The 18,482-nt window shown below is 72.4% G+C and carries 15 protein-coding genes; 5 read left to right on the top strand and 10 right to left on the bottom strand.

Features of this window, described 5'->3' with window-relative positions; genetic code table 11:
* Window positions 1-103: 103 nt before the first annotated feature.
* On the top strand, window positions 104-988 hold the full coding sequence (locus HEP85_RS02135) for an ROK family protein (RefSeq protein WP_168533212.1): 885 nt from the start codon (window positions 104-106) through the stop codon (window positions 986-988).
* Here HEP85_RS02135 and HEP85_RS02130 read toward each other — a convergent pair.
* From HEP85_RS02130 to HEP85_RS02110, 5 genes are read right to left on the bottom strand one after another with little or no spacing between them, the layout of a single operon-like run.
* A complete protein-coding gene (locus HEP85_RS02130) occupies window positions 985-1,797 on the bottom strand; it encodes an ATP-binding cassette domain-containing protein (RefSeq protein ID WP_329284623.1) in 813 nt (270 codons plus the stop codon). The genes HEP85_RS02135 and HEP85_RS02130 overlap by 4 nt on opposite strands.
* On the bottom strand, window positions 1,794-2,636 hold the full coding sequence (locus tag HEP85_RS02125; protein WP_168525659.1) for an ABC transporter ATP-binding protein: 843 nt from the start codon (window positions 2,634-2,636) through the stop codon (window positions 1,794-1,796). The genes HEP85_RS02130 and HEP85_RS02125 overlap by 4 nt, the downstream gene beginning before the upstream one ends.
* A complete protein-coding gene (locus HEP85_RS02120) occupies window positions 2,633-3,541 on the bottom strand; it encodes an ABC transporter permease (protein ID WP_168525657.1) in 909 nt (302 codons plus the stop codon). Before HEP85_RS02120 ends, HEP85_RS02125 begins: the two co-directional genes overlap by 4 nt.
* Window positions 3,538-4,548: an ABC transporter permease gene (locus HEP85_RS02115; RefSeq protein WP_168525655.1), complete on the bottom strand. Its 1,011-nt coding sequence runs from the start codon at window positions 4,546-4,548 to the stop codon at window positions 3,538-3,540. Before HEP85_RS02115 ends, HEP85_RS02120 begins: the two co-directional genes overlap by 4 nt.
* The gene (locus HEP85_RS02110; protein ID WP_168525653.1) at window positions 4,545-6,116 is read right to left on the bottom strand and encodes an ABC transporter substrate-binding protein; all 1,572 of its coding nucleotides are present in this window, start codon (window positions 6,114-6,116) and stop codon (window positions 4,545-4,547) included. The genes HEP85_RS02115 and HEP85_RS02110 overlap by 4 nt, the downstream gene beginning before the upstream one ends.
* 54 nt (window positions 6,117-6,170) lie before the next feature.
* Between HEP85_RS02110 and HEP85_RS02105 the strand changes: the two genes are divergently transcribed.
* Window positions 6,171-7,004, top strand: coding sequence for an IclR family transcriptional regulator (locus HEP85_RS02105; RefSeq protein ID WP_168525651.1), 834 nt, complete (start codon window positions 6,171-6,173; stop codon window positions 7,002-7,004).
* On the top strand, window positions 7,001-8,029 hold the full coding sequence (locus tag HEP85_RS02100; RefSeq protein ID WP_168525649.1) for a serine hydrolase: 1,029 nt from the start codon (window positions 7,001-7,003) through the stop codon (window positions 8,027-8,029). Before HEP85_RS02105 ends, HEP85_RS02100 begins: the two co-directional genes overlap by 4 nt.
* 203 nt (window positions 8,030-8,232) lie before the next feature.
* Here the strand turns inward: HEP85_RS02100 and HEP85_RS02095 are convergent, their stop codons facing one another.
* The 4 genes from HEP85_RS02095 to HEP85_RS02080 all read right to left on the bottom strand — a co-directional run bounded on the left by HEP85_RS02095 (window position 8,233) and on the right by HEP85_RS02080 (window position 15,256).
* On the bottom strand, window positions 8,233-11,160 hold the full coding sequence (locus HEP85_RS02095; RefSeq protein ID WP_168525647.1) for an FAD-binding and (Fe-S)-binding domain-containing protein: 2,928 nt from the start codon (window positions 11,158-11,160) through the stop codon (window positions 8,233-8,235).
* 147 nt (window positions 11,161-11,307) lie between these two features.
* Window positions 11,308-12,483 (bottom strand): anhydro-N-acetylmuramic acid kinase, encoded by a 1,176-nt coding sequence (locus HEP85_RS02090; RefSeq protein WP_329525261.1) that lies wholly within the window; start codon window positions 12,481-12,483, stop codon window positions 11,308-11,310.
* A 115-nt stretch (window positions 12,484-12,598) separates the two neighbouring features.
* On the bottom strand, window positions 12,599-14,167 hold the full coding sequence (locus HEP85_RS02085) for a sodium:solute symporter (protein WP_168525645.1): 1,569 nt from the start codon (window positions 14,165-14,167) through the stop codon (window positions 12,599-12,601).
* A gap of 111 nt (window positions 14,168-14,278) precedes the next feature.
* On the bottom strand, window positions 14,279-15,256 hold the full coding sequence (locus HEP85_RS02080; protein WP_365221763.1) for a BadF/BadG/BcrA/BcrD ATPase family protein: 978 nt from the start codon (window positions 15,254-15,256) through the stop codon (window positions 14,279-14,281).
* Between the two features lie 201 nt (window positions 15,257-15,457).
* Between HEP85_RS02080 and HEP85_RS02075 the strand changes: the two genes are divergently transcribed.
* Entirely contained in the window at window positions 15,458-16,492 is a 1,035-nt protein-coding gene (locus tag HEP85_RS02075; RefSeq protein WP_168525643.1) for a MurR/RpiR family transcriptional regulator, read from the top strand.
* Between the two features lie 190 nt (window positions 16,493-16,682).
* The gene (murQ, locus tag HEP85_RS02070; RefSeq protein ID WP_168525641.1) at window positions 16,683-17,576 is read left to right on the top strand and encodes an N-acetylmuramic acid 6-phosphate etherase; all 894 of its coding nucleotides are present in this window, start codon (window positions 16,683-16,685) and stop codon (window positions 17,574-17,576) included.
* A 145-nt stretch (window positions 17,577-17,721) separates the two neighbouring features.
* On the opposite strand, the gene HEP85_RS02065 is transcribed toward murQ, so the two are convergent.
* Complete coding sequence (locus tag HEP85_RS02065) at window positions 17,722-18,462, bottom strand: SDR family oxidoreductase (RefSeq protein ID WP_168525639.1); 741 nt, start codon at window positions 18,460-18,462, stop codon at window positions 17,722-17,724.
* Window positions 18,463-18,482: the final 20 nt, after the last annotated feature.

The following is an 18,482-nucleotide window of genomic DNA, read 5'->3' as shown; positions in this document are numbered from 1 at the left end:
TGAAACCCTGCCGTGGCAGAGTCGGCGCATGGTCCATGAACGTTTTCCGTTGCGGTTGGTTCCCGAGCCGGCGCCGGGGCCGGTCGCGCCCCGCTCGCCACGGATGCTCGGTGGGGTGGAACTGGTGCCCGGACGGGTCAGGGCGGCCGTGCTGAGCATGTCCGGCACAGTGGTGCGGCGGGCCGAGGCGTCGTACGACGCGACGACGGCTCGGCCCGCCGACATCGACGCGGCGCTCGCGCTGGCCGCCGGAGCCTTCGACGGACACGACCTGGTCGGGGTGGGTGTGGCGGCCGCCGGGCTCGTCGACCCCGGCACCGGCCTGATCAACGAGGTCAACGACGTGCCGGCGCTGCACGGTTATCCCGTGACCGCGCGGCTCGGCGCGCTGACAGGTGTGCCGGTGCGCGTCGAACACCGGGCCAGGCTGCAGGTGCTCGGCGACCGCTGGTTCGGGGCCGGGCGCGGACGCCGGACGTTCGCGTCGGTGTCGACCGGTGAGGTGCTGGGGGTCGGCATCCTGTACGACGGTGAGGTGCTCGCCCCGGCCGGGGGCCGCAGCGGCGCCCATATGACGGTGGCGGCCAGTGGCGACGCGTGCACCTGCGGCGGCCGTGGATGCTGGAAGACGGTGGCCACCACCCGTTGGCTGCGGGCCCGCGCGTGTGCCGCGGGCCTCGGCGACGGCGTCTCGCTCGCCGCGCTGGTGGAGCGCGACGACGAAGCGGCACGCCGGACGGTCGCGGAGTACGCCGAGAACGTGGCCCTGGGCCTGGTCAACATCCAGCAGTTGTTCGCGCCCGGGTTGTTCGTCCTGCACGGTGAGGCACGCGAGGGCGGTGAACGGTTCCGCACCCTCATCGAGGAGCGGCTGCGCTCCGATGTCGCTTCGGCGGGGGCCGAGTTGCCGCAGGTGTCGGTGAGCGGGGCGGCCGTGGACGACGTCGCCCTGTTGGGCGGCGCCGGTCTGGTGCTGTCCCACCTCTAGACCGCCTCCGTACGGGCGCGGCGGGCGCGGCGCGGGTCGGGCAGGGGAACGGCGTCCAGCAACTGCCGGGTGTAAGGGTGCTGCGGATCGCGGAAGACGTCGGCCGCGTCGCCCACCTCCACCAGTCGGCCCTGCCGCATCACGGCGACCCGGTCGGCCACCTGCCGGACGACGGCGAGGTTGTGCGAGACGAGGACGTAGGTGAGCCCGAGGCGCCGTTGCAGGTCCGCCAGCAGGTCGAGAACCTGGGCCTGGACGGAGACGTCGAGTGCGCTGGTGGGTTCGTCGAGCACGACGAGGCGGGGTTCGAGGGCGAGGGCGCGGGCGATGGAGACGCGCTGGCGCTGGCCGCCGGAGAACTCGTGCGGGTAGCGGTCCTGGATCCCGGCCGGCAGCCCCACCGACTCCAGCAGCTCGCCGACGCGTTCGCGGGTGCGGGCCCTGCCGCGCCGGCCACGGGCCTGAGGGTCATGGGTGACCAGCGGCTCGGCGACGATGTCGGTGATCCGCATGCGCGGGTTCATGCTGGAGTACGGGTCCTGCAGCACGACCTGCATCTGACGCCGCACGGAGCGAAGCCGGGCCGGAGAGAGGGCCCCGAGATCCTGTCCGTCGAACCGCACACTCCCGGCGGTCGGCTCCAGCAGCCGCAGGAGCAGCCGGGTCAGGGTGGTCTTGCCGCAGCCCGATTCCCCGACCAGGGCCAGGGTCTGCCCCTCGGCAACGGTCAGGGACACGTCGTCGACGGCCACATGCGGGGGCTTGCCACCGAACTCCTTGCGCAGGTGGTCCAGTTCGAGCAGCGTCATGCCGACTCCAATCGTGGGGTCGCGTCCAGGAGCCGACGCGTGTAGTCCTCGGCGGGGTGGTCGAAGACGTCCATGACGTCACCGCTCTCCACGACCCGGCCCGCGTTCATGACCACGACCCGGTCGGCCGTCTCGGCGACCACTCCGAGGTCGTGGGTGATCAGTACGACGGCCATGCCGTGCCGTTTCTGGAGTGCGACGAGCAGATCCAGGATCTGGCGTTGCACGGTGACGTCGAGCGCGGTGGTCGGCTCGTCGGCGATGAGGACGCGGGGCCGCCCCACCAGTGCCGTCGCGATCATCACGCGCTGGCGCAGTCCGCCCGAGAGTTCGTGCGGGTACTGCCGGTAGCGGCGTTCGGGGTCGGGGATGCCGACCTCGTCCAGTGCGGCGAGCGCCGCTGCCGCGGCCTCGGCGCGGGAGACACCGCGATGGTGTCGCAGTACCTCGGCGACCTGGGTGCCGACCCGCTGGAGAGGGTCGAGGCTGGTCATCGGATCCTGGAAGACCATGGCGATGTCGTGGCCGCGGATCGCGCACAGTTCCTTCTCGCTCACGGCGAGCAGGTCGCGGCCCTCGAAGCGGATCTCACCGCCCGTGTAGACGCACGGTGGTGCGGGGTTGAGGCGCAGCACGGACAGCGCGGTGGCCGTCTTGCCGCTGCCGGACTCGCCCACGACGGCGAGCGTCTCGCCGGCGCCGACCTGGAGGCTGACGCTCTGGACGGCGTGCACGGTGGAGGCGTCGAGGCGGAAGTCGACGCTCAGGCCGTCGATTTCGAGGACGGGTGTGGTGCGGGTGGGTGTGGTGCGGGCGGGTGTGACGCGGTCGGTTGTCATGGGCGGTACGCCTTCGGGTCCGCGACGTCGCGCAGGGCGTCGCCGGTGATGTTGACGGCGAGTGAGGTGATCATCAGGGCGATGCCGGGGAACACCGCGACCCACCAGGAGGTGCCGAGGTAGAGCTGGCCGTCGGCGAGCATCGAGCCCCAGGTGACCGTTTCCCTGGGCACACCGAGTCCGAGGTAGCTCAGGGACGCCTCGGCCACGATGGCGGCGGCGACGTGCAGGGTGGCGATGGTGGCGAGGGGGGCCATGACGTTGGGCAGCAGGTGGCGCCGCATGATGACGCTGTCGGTGACACCGATGGCGCGTGCCTCGGTGACGAAGTCACGTGAGCGCAGCGACATCACCTCGGAGCGCACGACGCGGGCGTAGGACACCCAGCCGGTGAAGCCGAGGACGAGGATCACGTACCAGAGTCCGGAACCGAGGAAGCCCACGATGGCCAGAGCCAACAGGATGGCGGGGAAGGCGAGTTGGACGTCGGCGAGCCGCATGAGGACCCGGTCGGGCCAGCCGCCGAAGTAGCCGGAGGCGAGGCCGACCGCGGTGCCGATCACTCCGGCGAGCAGCGCGGCGCCCGCACCGACCAGGAGAGAGACACGCGTGCCGTAGACGACGCGGGAGAGCAGGTCGCGGCCGAGCTGGTCGGTCCCGAGCGGGTGGGCGCCGCTGCCGCCGGACTGCCAGGCGGGAGGCCGCAACCGCATGAGCAGGTCCTGCGCGTTGGGGTCGTACGGGGCGATCAGCGGTGCGAAGAGCGCGAAGACCAGCATGATCGCGAGGACGGCGAGCGCGGCGACGGCGAGCCTGTTGCGGAGCAGGGTCCGCAGGGCGGCGGCGCGTGGGCCGCGTCCCGCCATGGCCGCCGGTGCGGCGACGGACGGTGGTGTGACGGTCATCGGGACGTCCTCACCCTCGGGTCGAGGAAGCTGTAGGAGAGGTCGACCAGCAGGTTCACCACGACGAAGGTCGCGGCGAACAGCAGCACGGTGGCCTGGACGAGCGGGAAGTCGCGGTGCGAGATGGCCTCGATCGTCAGCTGTCCGACGCCGGGCCAGGAGAAGACCTGTTCGGTCAGGATCGCGCCGCCCAGCAGGCTGCCGACCTCCAGACCGACCACGGTCACCACCGGCAGGGACGCGTTGCGCAGGCCGTGGGTGAGCACCACCTTGAGCGGTCCGAAGCCCTTGGCGCGCGCGGTACGGATGTGATCGGAGGACAGCACGTCGATCAGCGAGGAGCGCAGCAGCCGCGCGACGACGGCGACGGAGTAGACCGCGAGGGTGATCGCCGGCAGGACGAGATGCGCGAACGTGCCGTAGCCGGAGGCGGGAAGGGCGTGCAGGCCGACGGCGAAGACCAGGATCAGCAGGATGCCGACCCAGAACGGCGGGGTGGACTGCCCGAGCAGCACCATGGTCATCACGCCCCGGTCGGAGGGCCGGCCGCGTCGCATCGCGGCGAAGATGCCCGCGGGGATCGCGATGACGAGGGTCACCACCAGCGCGGCCGCGGCGAGTTGGAGGGTGGCGGGGAGCCGGTCGGCGAGCACGGTGCGCACGGGCTCGTTGTAGAAGAGGGAGTTGCCGAAGTCGAGGCGGGGCAGCCCCCAGAGGAAATCGACGTACTGGGTGAACAGCGGCCGGTCGAGTCCCAGCGAGCCCCGCAGTACGGCTTCCTGCTGGGCGGTCGCGTCCGGCGGGAGCAGCAGTTTGACGGGGTCCCCGGAGAGCCGGACCAGGAAGAAGGACACGGTCGCCGCGCAGAGCAGGACGAGCAGGGCGGTGCCGAGCCGGACGAGGACGGTGCGCAGCAGCCGTACCGCGTCCCGGTCGCGGGTCCGGGGGCGTGGTGGCCCGCCGTCGTGGGTGGCGTGCGGCGGCTGCCGGAGGGAGAGTTCGGTCATCGGGAGACCTCCGCGCTCGCCATGGCCAGGACGCCGGCGGGGCCCGGTTTCCAGCGGGGGCTCCGGTTGCGGGCGTAGATGTTGTCGAGCTGGTAGAGGAAGACGAAGGGCGCCTCCCGTTGCATCAGCCGTTGCAGGTCGGAGAAGGCCTTCGTGCGCTCCGCCGGGTCCACGGACAGTTCCTCGATGTCTACGAGCCGGTCCGCCTCCTTGGAGTGCCAGCGGCTCTGCCGGCGGTCGCTGCGCACGTTCGACTGGATCATGCTCTCGCCGTCCAGCGTCCAGATGGTGCTCGCGGCGAGATACATCGGGCCGAGCGCCGCGTGGTTGGCGGAGGTGAGCCGGCTGGAGTACGTACCGGGGTCGAGGAGGTCGACCCGTGCGCGCACGCCCGCCTTGGCGAGGAGTCCGGACAGCGCCTCGGCGACATTGGAGTCGATGTTGGAGGCGGTGAGCGTGGTGCTGAAGCCGTCGGGGTAGCCGGCCGCGGCGAGCAGTTCGCGTGCCGTCCGCACCGAGCGCGTGAACGGCTTGACGGACGGGTCGAAGCCGAAGGCGCCGCGCGGGATCATCGCGGGCACCTCGCGTGCCTTGCCGCCGAGGACCGCTTTGATCAACAGCGGTACGTCGACGGCGTGGTTGAGCGCCTGCCTCACGCGTCGGTCGCTGAGCGGTCCCTTGTCCAGCGTGTTGAGGGAGAGGTACGAGGTGCGGATCCCGCTGAACCCGTCCAGGGTGACGCCCGTGTAGCCCTGGAGTTGCTGGGCCGCGTCGGGGGTGAGTCCCGCCACGAGATCGACCCCGCCGCTCTGCAGGGCGGCCAGCGAGGACGAGGCGTTGGGCGCCGGGCTGAAGACCAGTTCGTCGACATGCGGGCGGCCGGCCCAGTGATCAGGGTAGGCGCGCATACGCAGTTCGTGGTCACGCTGCCAGCGGACGAAGGTGAAAGGCCCGGTGCCGACCGGGTGAGAGGCGAACCCCTGGTCCCCGGCCTCGGCCAGATAGCGCGGCGGGACGACCACCCCGCCGAAGAGGGAGAGCTTGTCCGGCAGGATCGGGTCGTGCAGCGTGGTGTGGACGTCCACGGTGAGCCGGTCGACGACGGAGACGCTCTTCACGTAACGCAGTTCGACGATCGGTGACTTGGTCCTGGGATCGAGCAGCCGCTCGATGGAGAACTTCACCGCCGCGGCATCGCAGACCTCACCGTTGTGGAACCTCACACCGGGGCGCAGGGTGAAGCGCCAGGTGCGCTCGTCACGTGCGGTCCAGGACAGCGCGAGCCGCGGGTGCAGCTTGTTGTCGCGGCCCCGGGTGGTCAGGGTGTCGAACATGTTGATCAGGGCGTTCATCGACACCATGTCGCCCTGCTTCTGCGGGTCCATGGTCACGGGGTCCCCGGGCTGCGACACCCGCAGGACGTTGCCCGCGCCGCTCGCGGGATCGGCTCCGCATCCCGCCAGCAACGGGGGCGCGGTGAGAGCCGGCAGGACCAGGCCGGCCAGGCGCAGGACGTCGCGGCGCGGGCGGCTGCGGTCCAGGGCCCGCTCCTGACGTATACGTTCCATTGAGCAACACATCCGTTCCGTCAGATGGAATGCGGTTGCGTTAAGCTAAGCGACATGTCGAAAGCGGTCAACACCCGTGCCAGCGAGCCAGAGCCCGCGAAGGGCCCCGTCGACAAGGCAATGGAGGTGCTCGAAGCACTCGTCGAGACAGGCGGCCCGCACCGGCTGGGGGAGATCGCGCGGCGCACGGGGCTCACCAAACCGACGGTCCACCGCCATCTGCGGACCCTCGCCGAGTACGGCTTCGCGCAGCCGGCCGAGGGCGGCAGCTACCGTGCGGGCCCCCGACTGCTCGGCCTGGCCGCCGCCGCCCTGCACGACAGCCGGGATCTGGCACTCGCCCGCCCGGTGCTGGCCGATCTGCGCCGGCGGACCGGCCTGCTCGCGCAGTACGCCGTGCGCCACGCCGACGACACGGTGCTGTTGGCACAGTCCGAGCCGGTCAGGGAGTACCGGATGTACGCCCGACCCGGTAGCCGCGTCCCCCTCCACTGCAGCGGGATGGGACTGGCGATGCTCTCCGTCCTGCCGCCCCCCGAGACGGACACCCTGCTGGAGGCGGGTCCGCTCGCCGCCCGCACACCGCAGACGCCCACCGACCCGGCAGCGATCCGCACCTTGCTGCGGGAGGCGGCCGGGGTCGGTTACGCCGTGGACGACGAGTACGAGGAGCTGGACGTACGGTCGGTGGCGGCGCCCGTGGTCGACGGCGAGGGACGGATCGTGGGCGCCATCGGCATCTCGGGTCTCACCTTCACGCTGGACGAGCAGAGCGTGGAGATGTTCGGCCCGATGGTGCGCGCGGCCGCCCGCACCGTGTCGGCCGGCCTGGGCGGCACCCCACCCGTGTTCCGGGTCGTGGACGCCGAGGACGGGGGACTCGCGTGAGCGCGCTCGAAGACATCCTCGTCTCGGGGCGAGCCCGCCGGGTGTACTCCGGCGCCGCCTGGTCCGTAGGCGCCGCGGCGGGCCCGCTGGACCGGGGCTGGACCGGCACCCGCGCCTGGGACGGCCCACCGCTCGAAGGCGACGAACGGTGGGACCTGGCGTCGGTGACGAAACCGATCGTCGGACTGGCCGTGATGGCCCTCGTCGAGCGCGGCGCACTGGATCTCACCGGCGTCGTCGGCACCTACCTGCCGGACTACCGGGGCGGTGACAAGGCGGACCTCACGGTCGCGCAGTTGCTCACCCACACCTCGGGCCTGCCGGGTCAGGTACCGCTCTACCGCGAACACCCCACCCGCGGTGGCCTGTTGGAAGCACTGCGGTCGCTGCCGCTGCGAACGGCGCCCGGTTCCCGGGTCGAATACTCCTCGCAGGGCTTCATCCTGCTCGGACTGATCGCCGAGAGCGCGGCCGGAGCGCCGTTGGACGAACTGGTGGACCGGCTGGTGTGCGCACCACTCGGCATGAAGGAGACCGGTTTCACCCCGGACATCGCGCTCCGGACGAGGGCCGTGGCCACCGAGGACTGCCCGTGGCGGGGACAGGTGGTAGTGGGCGAGGTGCACGACGAGAACGCCGTGGTCCTGGGCGGAATCGCCGGGCACGCCGGGCTGTTCGCGCCACTCGCCGACATGGAACGACTCGGACGCTCCCTGGCGGGCGGGGCGTCCGAGCTCCTGCGCCCGGAGACCTTCGCCCTGATGACGGCCGCCCACACGGACGCCCACGCACTGCGGCGCGGCCTCGCCTGGCAGGGGCAGGATCCGGTCGGATCACCCGTGGGACCGTCGTGCGGCCCCGAGTCGTTCGGCCACACCGGCTTCACCGGCACGAGTATCTGGGTCGACCCCGCGGCCGGCCGCTACGCCGTGCTGCTGACGAACCGGGTGCACCCGTCACGGGAGGGCGACGGCATCGTGGCTGTCCGACGTGCCTTCCACACGGCGGCGGACGCCCTGCGCTAGGGGGCTGGTCGGTCGGATCACGTGGCCGGACGCCGGGCAGGGCACGCGCACCTGAGGCCTTGCCATCGGCTGCCGACTCCCGTGCTCCCGGCTTCGTTCGAGCGGGGGAGCCCCGTCGCGTCGATGGCCTCCTCCGCCCTGCGCCGATGGCCCGGCCGGCCCGCCGTGTGCCCGACGGCCCGCGCCGGGCGACGGCCGCGGGCTCAGCCGGCGGTCGCCTCGGACGCGTCGAGGGCGTCGGCCAGGAGTTCCAGGACGTGGCGGTACGGGCGGCCGGTGGCGCGGGTCATGCCCATCTCGCAGGTGCGGTTGCACGACGCGTACCCGTCGTGCTCGCGCTCGTTGACCTCGGCGGCCTGGGCGGCCGTCGCGCCGGCGGTCACCTCGGGGTGGAGGAGCCCGCGGTCGCCCGCGAAGGCGCAGCAACCCCAGGAGTCGGGGACCGTCACCGTGCCGGCCACCGCCTCCGCCACGGTGCGCAGGTCACCGGTGATGTCCAGGTGCACGGTCGAACAGGTCGGGTGCAGCGCGAGGGAGTCGAGCCGTGGCGCCTGGGGCAGCAGCGGCAGCAGCGTCTCGGCGGTGAAGGTCACGCTGTCCACGAAGCGCAGTTCGGTGTACCGGTCGCGCTCGGCCTCGGGCAGCGCCGCGGCGAGTTCGCCCAGGCCGTGGGTGCAGGAGGAGGCGTCGCAGACGACGGGCAGCCGTCCGTGGTCGCTGGCCGTCCACAAGGCGTCGAGCGTCCGGGCGGCCATCGCCCGGTGGCCCTCGGTGTAGCCCTTGGACTGCCAGGGAGTGCCGCAGCACAGCCCCGCCAGTTCGGGGACGTCGACGGCGACGCCGGCTCGCTCGCACAGACTGAGGAACGCACCCGCGGAGCCGCTCGCCCGTCCGCCGGAGCCGCCACGGCCGGAGGTGCCACGGTCGGGGCCGTCTCCTTCCTCGGAGGCGAAGACGCTGCCGATGCACGCCGCGAAGAAGACCGCCCGCGCGGCGGGCACGTGCCGGGCCGCCGGACGGGGGCCGCCACCACGGGGGATGTCCGGGCTCCAGGCCGGTACGAGATCGGTGGCCCCGAGTCGCCGCATCATCTTGGTGGCCGCGCCGGTCAGCGGGGCGGGCACCGCGTGGGCGGCGCCGAGGCCGATCCGTACGCCCTTGACGGCCGTAGCCCAGCGGCGGGCCGCGACACGTCCGGCGTGCTGCGCGAGCGGGCTGTGGCGTTCGCCGCGCAGCCGCTTCATCACCGCTCCGGTGTCGATGGTCACCGGGCAGGCGGTCACGCAGAGGCTGTCGGCCGCGCAGCTGTCCACGGCCGCGTAGGCGTAGTCGCCCTCCAGCTCCCGGCGCCGTTCGTCGTCACCTGCCGCCGCGGCCAGCGCGATCTCCCGCTGGAGGGCGATGCGCTGACGGGGCGTGGTGGTGACGTCCGCGGTCGGACAGACCGGCTCGCAGTAGCCGCACTCGACGCAGGCGTCCAACGCCGGGTCGACCGAGGGCACACTCTTGAGCCGGCGCAGATGCCCGGCCGGGTCGTCGTCCAGCAGCACCCCGGGGTTCAGCACGCCCGCCGGATCGCACAACCGCTTCAATTCCCGCATGACGTCGTACAGTTCGTCGCCGTACTGGCGGCGGACGAACGGTGCCATGGCCCGTCCGGTGCCGTGCTCCGCCTTCAGCGTGCCCTCGGCGGCCAGCACCAGATCGACCATGTCGTCGGTGAACCGCGCGTACCGGTCGGTCTCCGCCTGCGAGTCGAAGTCCTGGGTCAGCATGAAGTGCACGTTGCCGTCCCGGGCGTGCCCGAAGATCACCGCGTCCTCGTACCCGTGCCGGTCGAACAGGCCGATGAGGCCCTCGCAGGTGCGGGTGAGCCGGTCCATCGGGACCGCGATGTCCTCCAGCAGGGCGGTGGTGCCGGGCCGGCGGGCGCCGGCGACCGCGGTGTAGAGGCCCTTGCGCAGATGCCACAGCCGCGCCCGCTCCTTCGGGTCGCGGGTCAGGGCGGTGCCGGTCACCGCGGGCAGGCGTTCCAGCACCGGACGGGCCGCGGCCGCCACCTCCTCCAGCCGCTCCGGGGTGTCCTCGGCGAACTCGACCAGCAGCGCCGCGTGGTGTTCGACCCGCAGGCCGCGCAGTGCCGTTCCGGAGCCGGGGTCGAGCTGGGCCACCCGCAGCGAGGAGGCGTCGAGGAGCTCCGCCGTACGGGCGCCCGCCGCGAGCAGCGCGGGCAGTGCGTCGGTGGCCTCGGCGAGTCCCGGGAGGATCAGCAGGCCGGTGGCGGCGTGGGGGAGGACCGGGACCGTACGGAAGACGGCCTCGCCGACGAAGCCCAGCGTGCCTTCGCTGCCGATCATCAGGTGGGCCAGCAGTTCGGCCGGAGTGGTGTGGTCCAGGAAGGAGTTGAGCCCGTAGCCCATGGTGTTCTTCATCGCGAAGAGCCGCTCGACGGTGGCGCGGGCCCGCGGTGAGGTCCGGACCCGGTCACGCAACCGGAGCAGACCGGCGTGGAGTTCGGGTTCCTTGGCACGCAGCCGCTCGTCGGCGTCCGGTGCCCCGGAGTCGATCACCGTGCCCGAGGGCAGCACGAACTGCAGGGACTCCATGGTGTGGTACGCGTTGTCCTGGGTGCCGCAGTTCATGCCGCTGGAGTTGTTGGCAACCAGCCCGCCGATCGTGCAGGCCGACTCGCTGGCCGGGTCCGGACCGAGCCGCCTGCCGTACCGCGCGAGCCGCGCATTGGCCTGACGCACCGTCAGGCCGGGCTGCAGACGGACGCGGAGACCGTCGTCGAGCACCTCGGCCTTGCGCCAGTGGCTGCGCACGTCCACCAGGACCCCGTCACCGCCTGCCTGTCCCGCCAGACTCGTCCCACCGGAGCGCAGGGTCAGCGGAAGCCCCGCCGCTCTGGCGCCCGCCATCAGCGCACCCACCTCGGCCGCCGACGCGGCGCGGACCACGGCCTGCGGAGCGAAGAGATACGGCGACGCGTCGTGCGCCGCCGCGACCCGGCGGGGAAGGTCGGTCGACACCCGCCGGGGGTCGTCCACACAGGACCGCAGCAACGCGGCCAGGTCCGAAGGGCGTTCACCGGGGTTCGCCGGAGTCGGGGCGGAAGGGGTGCGGCTCATGGATGCTCCGGGAGGTGTGCGGGTCCGGGACGGCCGGTCGCCCGGACGGTGGGGGAGGGGAGGGACGCCGGGGATTGGTCGTGGGAGGCGGCGGACCGGCCGGGAGCGCCGTGCCGGCGGCCGGGCGCCGCCTTCGGGGGTGCGGTCCTACGACGGGGTCTCGACCAGCAGCCGACGGGGGGCCGTCGCCGCCGGTTCCGGCAGCCGCAGCGGCAGGCGGCCCGGCGTGATGCTGCCCAGCAGCGACGGGTGGCGCGCGCCGGTGCCCGACGGCAGGGTGCCCGGCAGGCCGTGCACCGTCAGGAAACCCAGGACGGCGAAGGCCAGTGCTTCCTTCGCGTCGGAGGGGACACCCAGGTCGTCGCTGGGCAGCAGCCGAACGCCGGGCAGCTCCTCGGCGATCATTCCGGTCAGGACGGGGTTGTGCGCCCCGCCGCCGGACACCACCAACTGGGTGACACCGTGGGCGCGGACCGCGTCCGCCACCGTCACCGCGGTCAGCCGGGTGAGAGTGGCCAGCACGTCGTTCGGCTCGGCGACCGGTACGGCATCCAGCGCCCGCAACAGGTAGGGAAGGTGGAAGAGCTCCTTGCCGGTGCTCTTCGGCGCGGGCAGGCGGTAGTACGGCTCGTCGAGCAGCAGCCGCAGCAGCTCCGGTGCCTCCCGGCCCGCGGCGGCGCCGCGCCCCGACTCGTCGTACTCACGGGCGCCATCCGTGAAGTGGCGTACCGCCGCGTCCAGCAGGGCGTTGGCGGGACCGGTGTCGAAGGCGACCGGGTCGGTGTCCGGAGCCGCGACGGTGATGTTGGCGATGCCGCCCAGGTTCAGCGCGGCCGGGACGCCCGGCAGGCCCCGCAGCAACAGGGTGTCGGTCATACCGACGAGGGGTGCGCCCTGGCCGCCCGCGGCGATGTCGCGTGCCCGCAGGTCCGACACGACGGGCAGGCCGGTCGCCTCCGCGATCCAGGCGGGCTGGCCGAGCTGGAGGGTGCCGAGCACGGCGCCGTCGCGTACCCAGTGGTGCATCGTCTGCCCGTGCGAGACGACCAGATCGGCGTCGCCGCCGCACAGTTCGGCCAGGGCGCGGACGGCCGCGCCGGCGAACGCCTGGCCGATACCGGTGTCCAGGGCGCAGACGGCTTCGGTGCTGGTCGCGGCCGGGGGCAGAGCGGCGCCGATCGCGGCACGCAGGTCATCGGGGTAGGCGACACTGATCCGGCCGAGCGGACGCATCCGCAGCGTCTCGCCCTCCAGGGTGAGATCGGCCGCGGCGGCTTCGATGGCGTCGTACGAGGTGCCGGACATCAGACCGATCACACGCATGGGGAGCTCCGAGTCTTCGGGTCGGACCGGCCGGGCGCGCCGTGCGCGGGCGGCCGGTCCGAAGTGACCGGGCCGGGGGCCGCCGGATCGCGGCGCCCCCCGGCCCGGGGTTCGGTCAGGACTGGCCGGCGGTCGCGGTGACCTCCGTGCCGTGTCCGTCGGGTTCCACCGGCGCGACCGCGGGGGCGGCGGCCGGGGCCTTGTGGAACAGGCTCATCACACCGCCCACCACGATCGTGACCAGCACACCGATCGGCACCAGCCACTGAGCGGCGATCGCCGTGGGCACGGTCGTCCCCGCGGTGGTCACGTCGATCTTCACGCCGCGGACGATGTACGTCATCACGCCGATGGTCACGAGGAAGGCCACGACGGCGTCCACCTCCGTGGCCCGCTTGATCAGCCGGCCGAGCAGGAACGCGCCGAGCAGCGCGCCGTAGGTGTAGCCCGCGATCGTCAGACCGGTCAGGTAGACGTTGCCCGAGCTGGTGCTGAACGCGCAGGCGAAGACCGCCATCAGCGCCGCCCAGACCAGCGTCATCACCCGGGCCAGTTTCAGCAGCGCCTGGTCGGAGGGGGCCTTCTTCCGGAAGCTGTGGATGATGTCGGACACCGTGGAGTTCGACATGGAGTTCAGCGCGGAGGACAGCGAGCCCATCGCGGCGCCCAGGATGCCGGCCACCAGAAGACCCGAGATGCCCACCGGCAGGCCGTGCAGGATGAAGTTCGGGTAGAGGTTGTCGGAGCTGCTCAGCCCCATCTCCTTGAAGCTGCGGCCCTTGTTGTACGACCAGAGCAGAGCACCGGCCAGGGAGAACGCTGCGAACTGCACGGTGACGAAGACTCCGGAGGCGATCATCGCCTTCTGGCCGTCGCGCAGGGTGCGGGTGGTCAGCACACGCTGCACGATCAGCTGGTCCGAGCCGTGGCTCGCCATCGCGAAGATGGCGCCGCCGATGATGGCGGTCGGCAGGGCGAAGGAGCTGGTGAGGACGTGGTCGAGGCCGAAGTCGGTGTCGAAGAGCCTGAACTCGCCGCCGTGCAGGGCCTGCGAGAAGCCGGTGGCGCCGACGTGCCCGGTGAGCACCGCGATGGCCAGGATCACGCCGCCGAGGTAGAGGCCCATCTGGATGGCGTCCGTCCAGATGACCGCCTTGATGCCCCCGAGGTAGGTGTACACGACGGTGATGACGGTCAGCACGACGATGATGGCCTTGTAGCCGGTGTGCACGCCGAGTTCGTCGAGCAGCAGCTTGATCGGGATCGCCGACGCGAACAGCCGGACGCCTTCGGCGAGCAGCCGGGTGAAGACGAACGACACCGACGCCAGGCCCTGGAGCTTCAGTCCGAAGCGCTCGCCGAGGTACTGGTAGGCGCTGACGAAGCCGCCGCGCTTGTACAGCGGGATGAGTACGGTGGCGACGACGACCCGCCCGATCACGTAACCCAGCGCCAGTTCGACGTTGCCGAAGCCCTGCCCGCTGTACGTCCCGCCGGGCACGCTGATGACGGTCAGCACGCTGGTCTCGGTGGCCACTATCGAGAACGACACCGTCCACCAGGGCATGTGGCTCTCGCCGACGAAGTACTCCTTCGCCGTCTTCTGCCGCCCGGACAGGCGCAGTCCGATCACGGCGATGGCGACCAGATAGACGGCGATCACCGCCAGGTCGAGTTGGCGCACGTGCACTCCTTAGAACGGATCGGTGGTGTCACCGGGGAAGGGGGTCGGTGGGGGAGGGGCGGTGCCCCGTCTCGTCGGTGCGACGCGCGCCCGGCGGTCCGGCGCACATGCTCATGGCGGCGGGGCCGTCGTCCGGTGGATGCGGATGACGAGGGGTTCGTGCGGTCCGGCGGAATCCAGGGCCAGCAGGCGCGCCCCGTGCAGGGGATCGCCGAGCGCGGGGGTCACCTGCAGCGGCAGCCCCGACGCACGGAGCAGGGCGGCGAACGGGTCCATCAGCGGCGCGCCGATGCCGGTGAGGCCGCCGGTGACGGCGACGGGCAGGGGGCGCGTGCCGCCGGCCCTGCGGGCCGCGGCGACGACCGCCTCGGCCAGCGCGGCGGCGGCGTCCCGCATGATCTCGGTCGCCACCGCGTCTCCGTCGGCGGCCGCACCGGCCACCAGCGGGGCGAAGGCCGCGGTCAGCCGGGCCGGATTGGCGGAGTGGCCCACGGTCGCGGGCAGTCGGTCGAGGTCGCCGTAGCGTTCGGCCGCGGCCGCCGTCAGGGCGGTCGCGGGACCGCGCCCGTCGTGGGAGCGCAGAGCGGCCCGCAGACCGGCACGGCCGATCCAGGCGCCGCTGCCCTCGTCTCCGAGCCAGGGGCCCCAGCCGTCGACGCGGGCGAACGTTCCGTCTTCGCCGATTCCGACGGTGACGGCGCCGGTGCCCGCGGCCAGCACGACACCGGCTCCGCCGCCGAGGGCGCCGGCGTGTGCGGTGACCGCGTCACTGGTGACCGCGACCTCGTCGGTCGGCAGTGCGTCCAGCAGCAGTTCGGCCAGGGAGCGGGCCGCGGCCGGGTCGGCGGCGGCGCCGGCGGCACCCACGCAGACCGCGTCCAGCCGTCCGGAGGGCAGTTCAGAGGCGATCTCATGGACGAGTGCCGCGGCGGCCGTCACGGCGGCGACCGCGGCGGTGACGCCGTCGGACTCCGCCAGACCGGGGGCCCCGGGAACCTCGCGAACGGGGTGTTCGGGGCCGTCCGGGCCGGTCCAGAGCACGGCGCGGCAACCCGTCTTTCCCAGGTCCACCGCCAGTACGGCCGTCATGTGTGAACGCCTTCTCCGTTGAAAGGGACGATCCGCGGCTTCGCTGCGCCGAGAGCGTCCGGCGAGCGGACCGCGGTGCTGCGAGTTTGGAAGCCTGTCCTCCGCATGTCAATAAATACCGCTAGGAAAATTTGTCACGTAACTTTTTGCCATCCCTGGTGGGCGTGGCTACGCTGGCGTCCACACCACCCAGGAGGACCCATGGCTCGTGAGGTCGCGCACCGTGAAGCTGCGGAGTCACCGCACGGCGGCGGCTCGGTCGACGTGCTGACGAGGATCCGCGGCGCGCTGCCGTCCCTGGCCCCGTCGGAACGGCGCGTGGCCGACACCGTCCTCGCGGCGCCGTCCGAGGCGGCCGGACTGTCCATCAGCGCCCTCGCCGGCCGGGCGAGCACCTCCGTGGCCACCGTGATGAGGTTCTGCCGCGCGATCGGCCTGACCAACTATCCCCATCTGCGCGTCGGCCTCGCCGCGGCGGCGGCGCACGAGAACGCGCTCGGTGCCGAGCGGCCCGCGCTGGGCACCGACATCGGCGCGACGGACTCGCTGGAACAGATCATCAGCAAGATCATCTACAACGAGGTCCGCGCCCTGGAGGAGTCCCGCGACGGCTTCGACGTGGCCCAGCTCGGACAAGCGGTCGACGCCGTCGCGGACGCCCGCCGGATAGACATCTTCGGTGTGGGCGCCAGCGGATTCGTCGGCCAGGACCTGCACCAGAAGCTCCACCGCATCGGCCGGATGGCCTTCATCTGGACCGACGTGCACGCCGCGCTCACCGCCGCGGCACTGCTCGGGCCCGCGGACGTGGCCATCGCGATCTCCCACTCCGGCGAGACGACGGACACGATCGAGCCCCTGCAGGCCGCCGCCGAGAACGGCGCCACCACGATCGCCCTGACCAACTTCGCCCGCTCGCCGCTGGCCGAGTCCGCCGACCTCGTGCTCACCACCTGCGCGCGAGAGATGCCGTTCCGCTCCGGCGCGACCGTCAGCCGCATCGCCCAACTGGCGCTCATCGACTGCCTGTTCGTCGGAGTCGCCCAACGCTCCTACGACGCCACCACCGCCGCGCTGCATCGCACCTACGGCGCGGTGCAGCGCCACCGGAGCACCCCCGCGGTACGCCGGCCGACCTCCGACGAGGCCCTCGCCACCCCGGCCCCCGGCGTCGCGCCGGAACCGGCCGCCACACCGACGGCCGAACTCCCGCCCGTGGCGGCGCCCCCGGGATGACACCGGACCGGCGTGCCGACCTCCGACGCGCAGGTGACCGGCGTACCGACAGCCGACGCGCAGGTGACCGGCGTACCACCGCCGACGCCCGGACCACCGGCCGACGCCGCCGCGCCCCCTCCGTCACCACCGAACGACAGCGCTTCACCCGAAGGGAACGACAGCGCCTCCCCGAAAGGAACGACCGCACGTGGACCTCAGCACCCTCGGCACCGAAACCCGCAACCGGCGGACCGCCGAACTGGACCGCATGCCGGTCACCGAACTGCTCGCCACCATGAACGACGAGGACCAGACCGTGGCCCTGGCGGTGCGCACCGCCCTGCCACAGATCGCCGCGGCCGTGGAGAAGATCACCGCCTCGCTGCGCGCGGGCGGCAGGCTCGTCTATCTCGGCGCCGGTACCAGCGGACGGATCGGCCTGCTCGACGCCGTCGAATGCCCGCCGACCTTCGGCATCTCGCCCGACCGGGTCGTCGGCCTGCTGTCCGGCGGTCCCGGCGCGTTCGTCCTCGCGGTCGAAGGCGCCGAGGACAACCCCGATCTCGCCGTCTCGGACCTCGACGCCATCGGCCTGACCGCCCACGACACCGTGGTCGGGCTCGCCGCCAGCGGCCGCACCCCCTACGTCGTCGGCGGTCTGGAGCACGCCCGCGCGATCGGCGCGGCGACCGTCTCCGTCGCCTGCAACAGCGACGCCGTCATCAGCCGCCACGCGGACGTCGCCATCGAGGTCCCCACCGGCCCCGAGGTCCTCACCGGCTCCACCCGCCTCAAGGGCGGCACCGCCGAGAAGCTGGTCTGCAACATGCTCTCGACCGCCACGATGGTTCAGCTCGGCAAGGTGTACGGCAACCTCATGGTCGACCTGCGCGCGACCAACGAGAAGCTCGTCGACCGGGCGCGGCGCATGGTCGCGCAGGCCACCGGCACCGACCTCGACGCCGCCGCGGCCGCACTCCAGGAGGCCGACGGACACGCGAAGACCGCGATCGTCATGCTGCTCGCCGGCTGTTCCCGTGCCGAGGCGGCCGCCCGTCTCGAAGCCGCGCACGACGACGTACGGGCCGCCGCGGCCGCCTGACGGCTGGCCACGACGCCCCGCACCCCGTGCCGTCCCTTCTGCTTTCCGGGCCTGTGCGCGACGGTGATCACCTGCTGGCACAGGGCGGACGCGGCTGCTCCGGCGCACGGTCCACGGAGGGCTCGACCCACGACGAGTCCTGGGCTCAGGCCAGACTCGCGGTCGGACGGACGACGATCTCGTTGACGTCGACCTCCGGCGGCTGGCCGACGGCGTAGGCGATGGCTTCGGCGACCGCGGAAGCGGGGATGGCGACCTCACGGTAGGTACGCATCTCCTCGCGGCCCACCGGGTCGGAGATGGAATCCGCCAGTTCGGATTCGGTGACGCCCGGCGAGATGGTGGTGACGCGGATGTCGCCGCCGACCTCTTGGCGCAGTCCCTCGGAGATGGCCCAGGCGGCGTACTTCGTGGCGCAGTACACGGCGGCGGTCGGGGAGACGGCGTGGGCGCCGATCGAGGCGACGTTGACGAACTGACCGTGCCGCTGCCCCCGCATGAGCGGCAGTGCCGCGGCGATTCCGTGCAGAAGGCCGCGGACATTGACGTCGATCATGCGATTCCACTCGTCGACCTTGAGAGCCTCGAGCTTCGACAGGGGCATCACCCCGGCGTTGTTGACCATGACGTCGACGCGGCCGTGCACGCGGTGGGCGCTGTCGACGAAGGCCCGCACGTCCTCGGCCTCCGTGACGTCGAGGCCGTGGCACTCGGCGTCGCCGCCGGCCGCCCGGATGTCCTGGACCAGCGCTTCGAGCCGGTCCGTACGGCGGGCGCCGAGCACGACGTGGTGACCACGAGCGGCCAGGAGCCGGGCGGTCGCCTCGCCGATCCCGCTGCTGGCACCGGTGATGAGGATGATCTTGCGGTCGGGGGAGAGAGGCATGTCAGTGTTGCTCCGGGTCG

The organism is Streptomyces sp. RPA4-2, assembly GCF_012273515.2.
Classification (GTDB): Bacteria; Actinomycetota; Actinomycetes; order Streptomycetales; family Streptomycetaceae; genus Streptomyces; species Streptomyces kaempferi.
The sequence above is the reverse complement of the archived record's forward strand: the minus strand, read 5'-3'. Positions and strand labels throughout refer to the sequence as shown.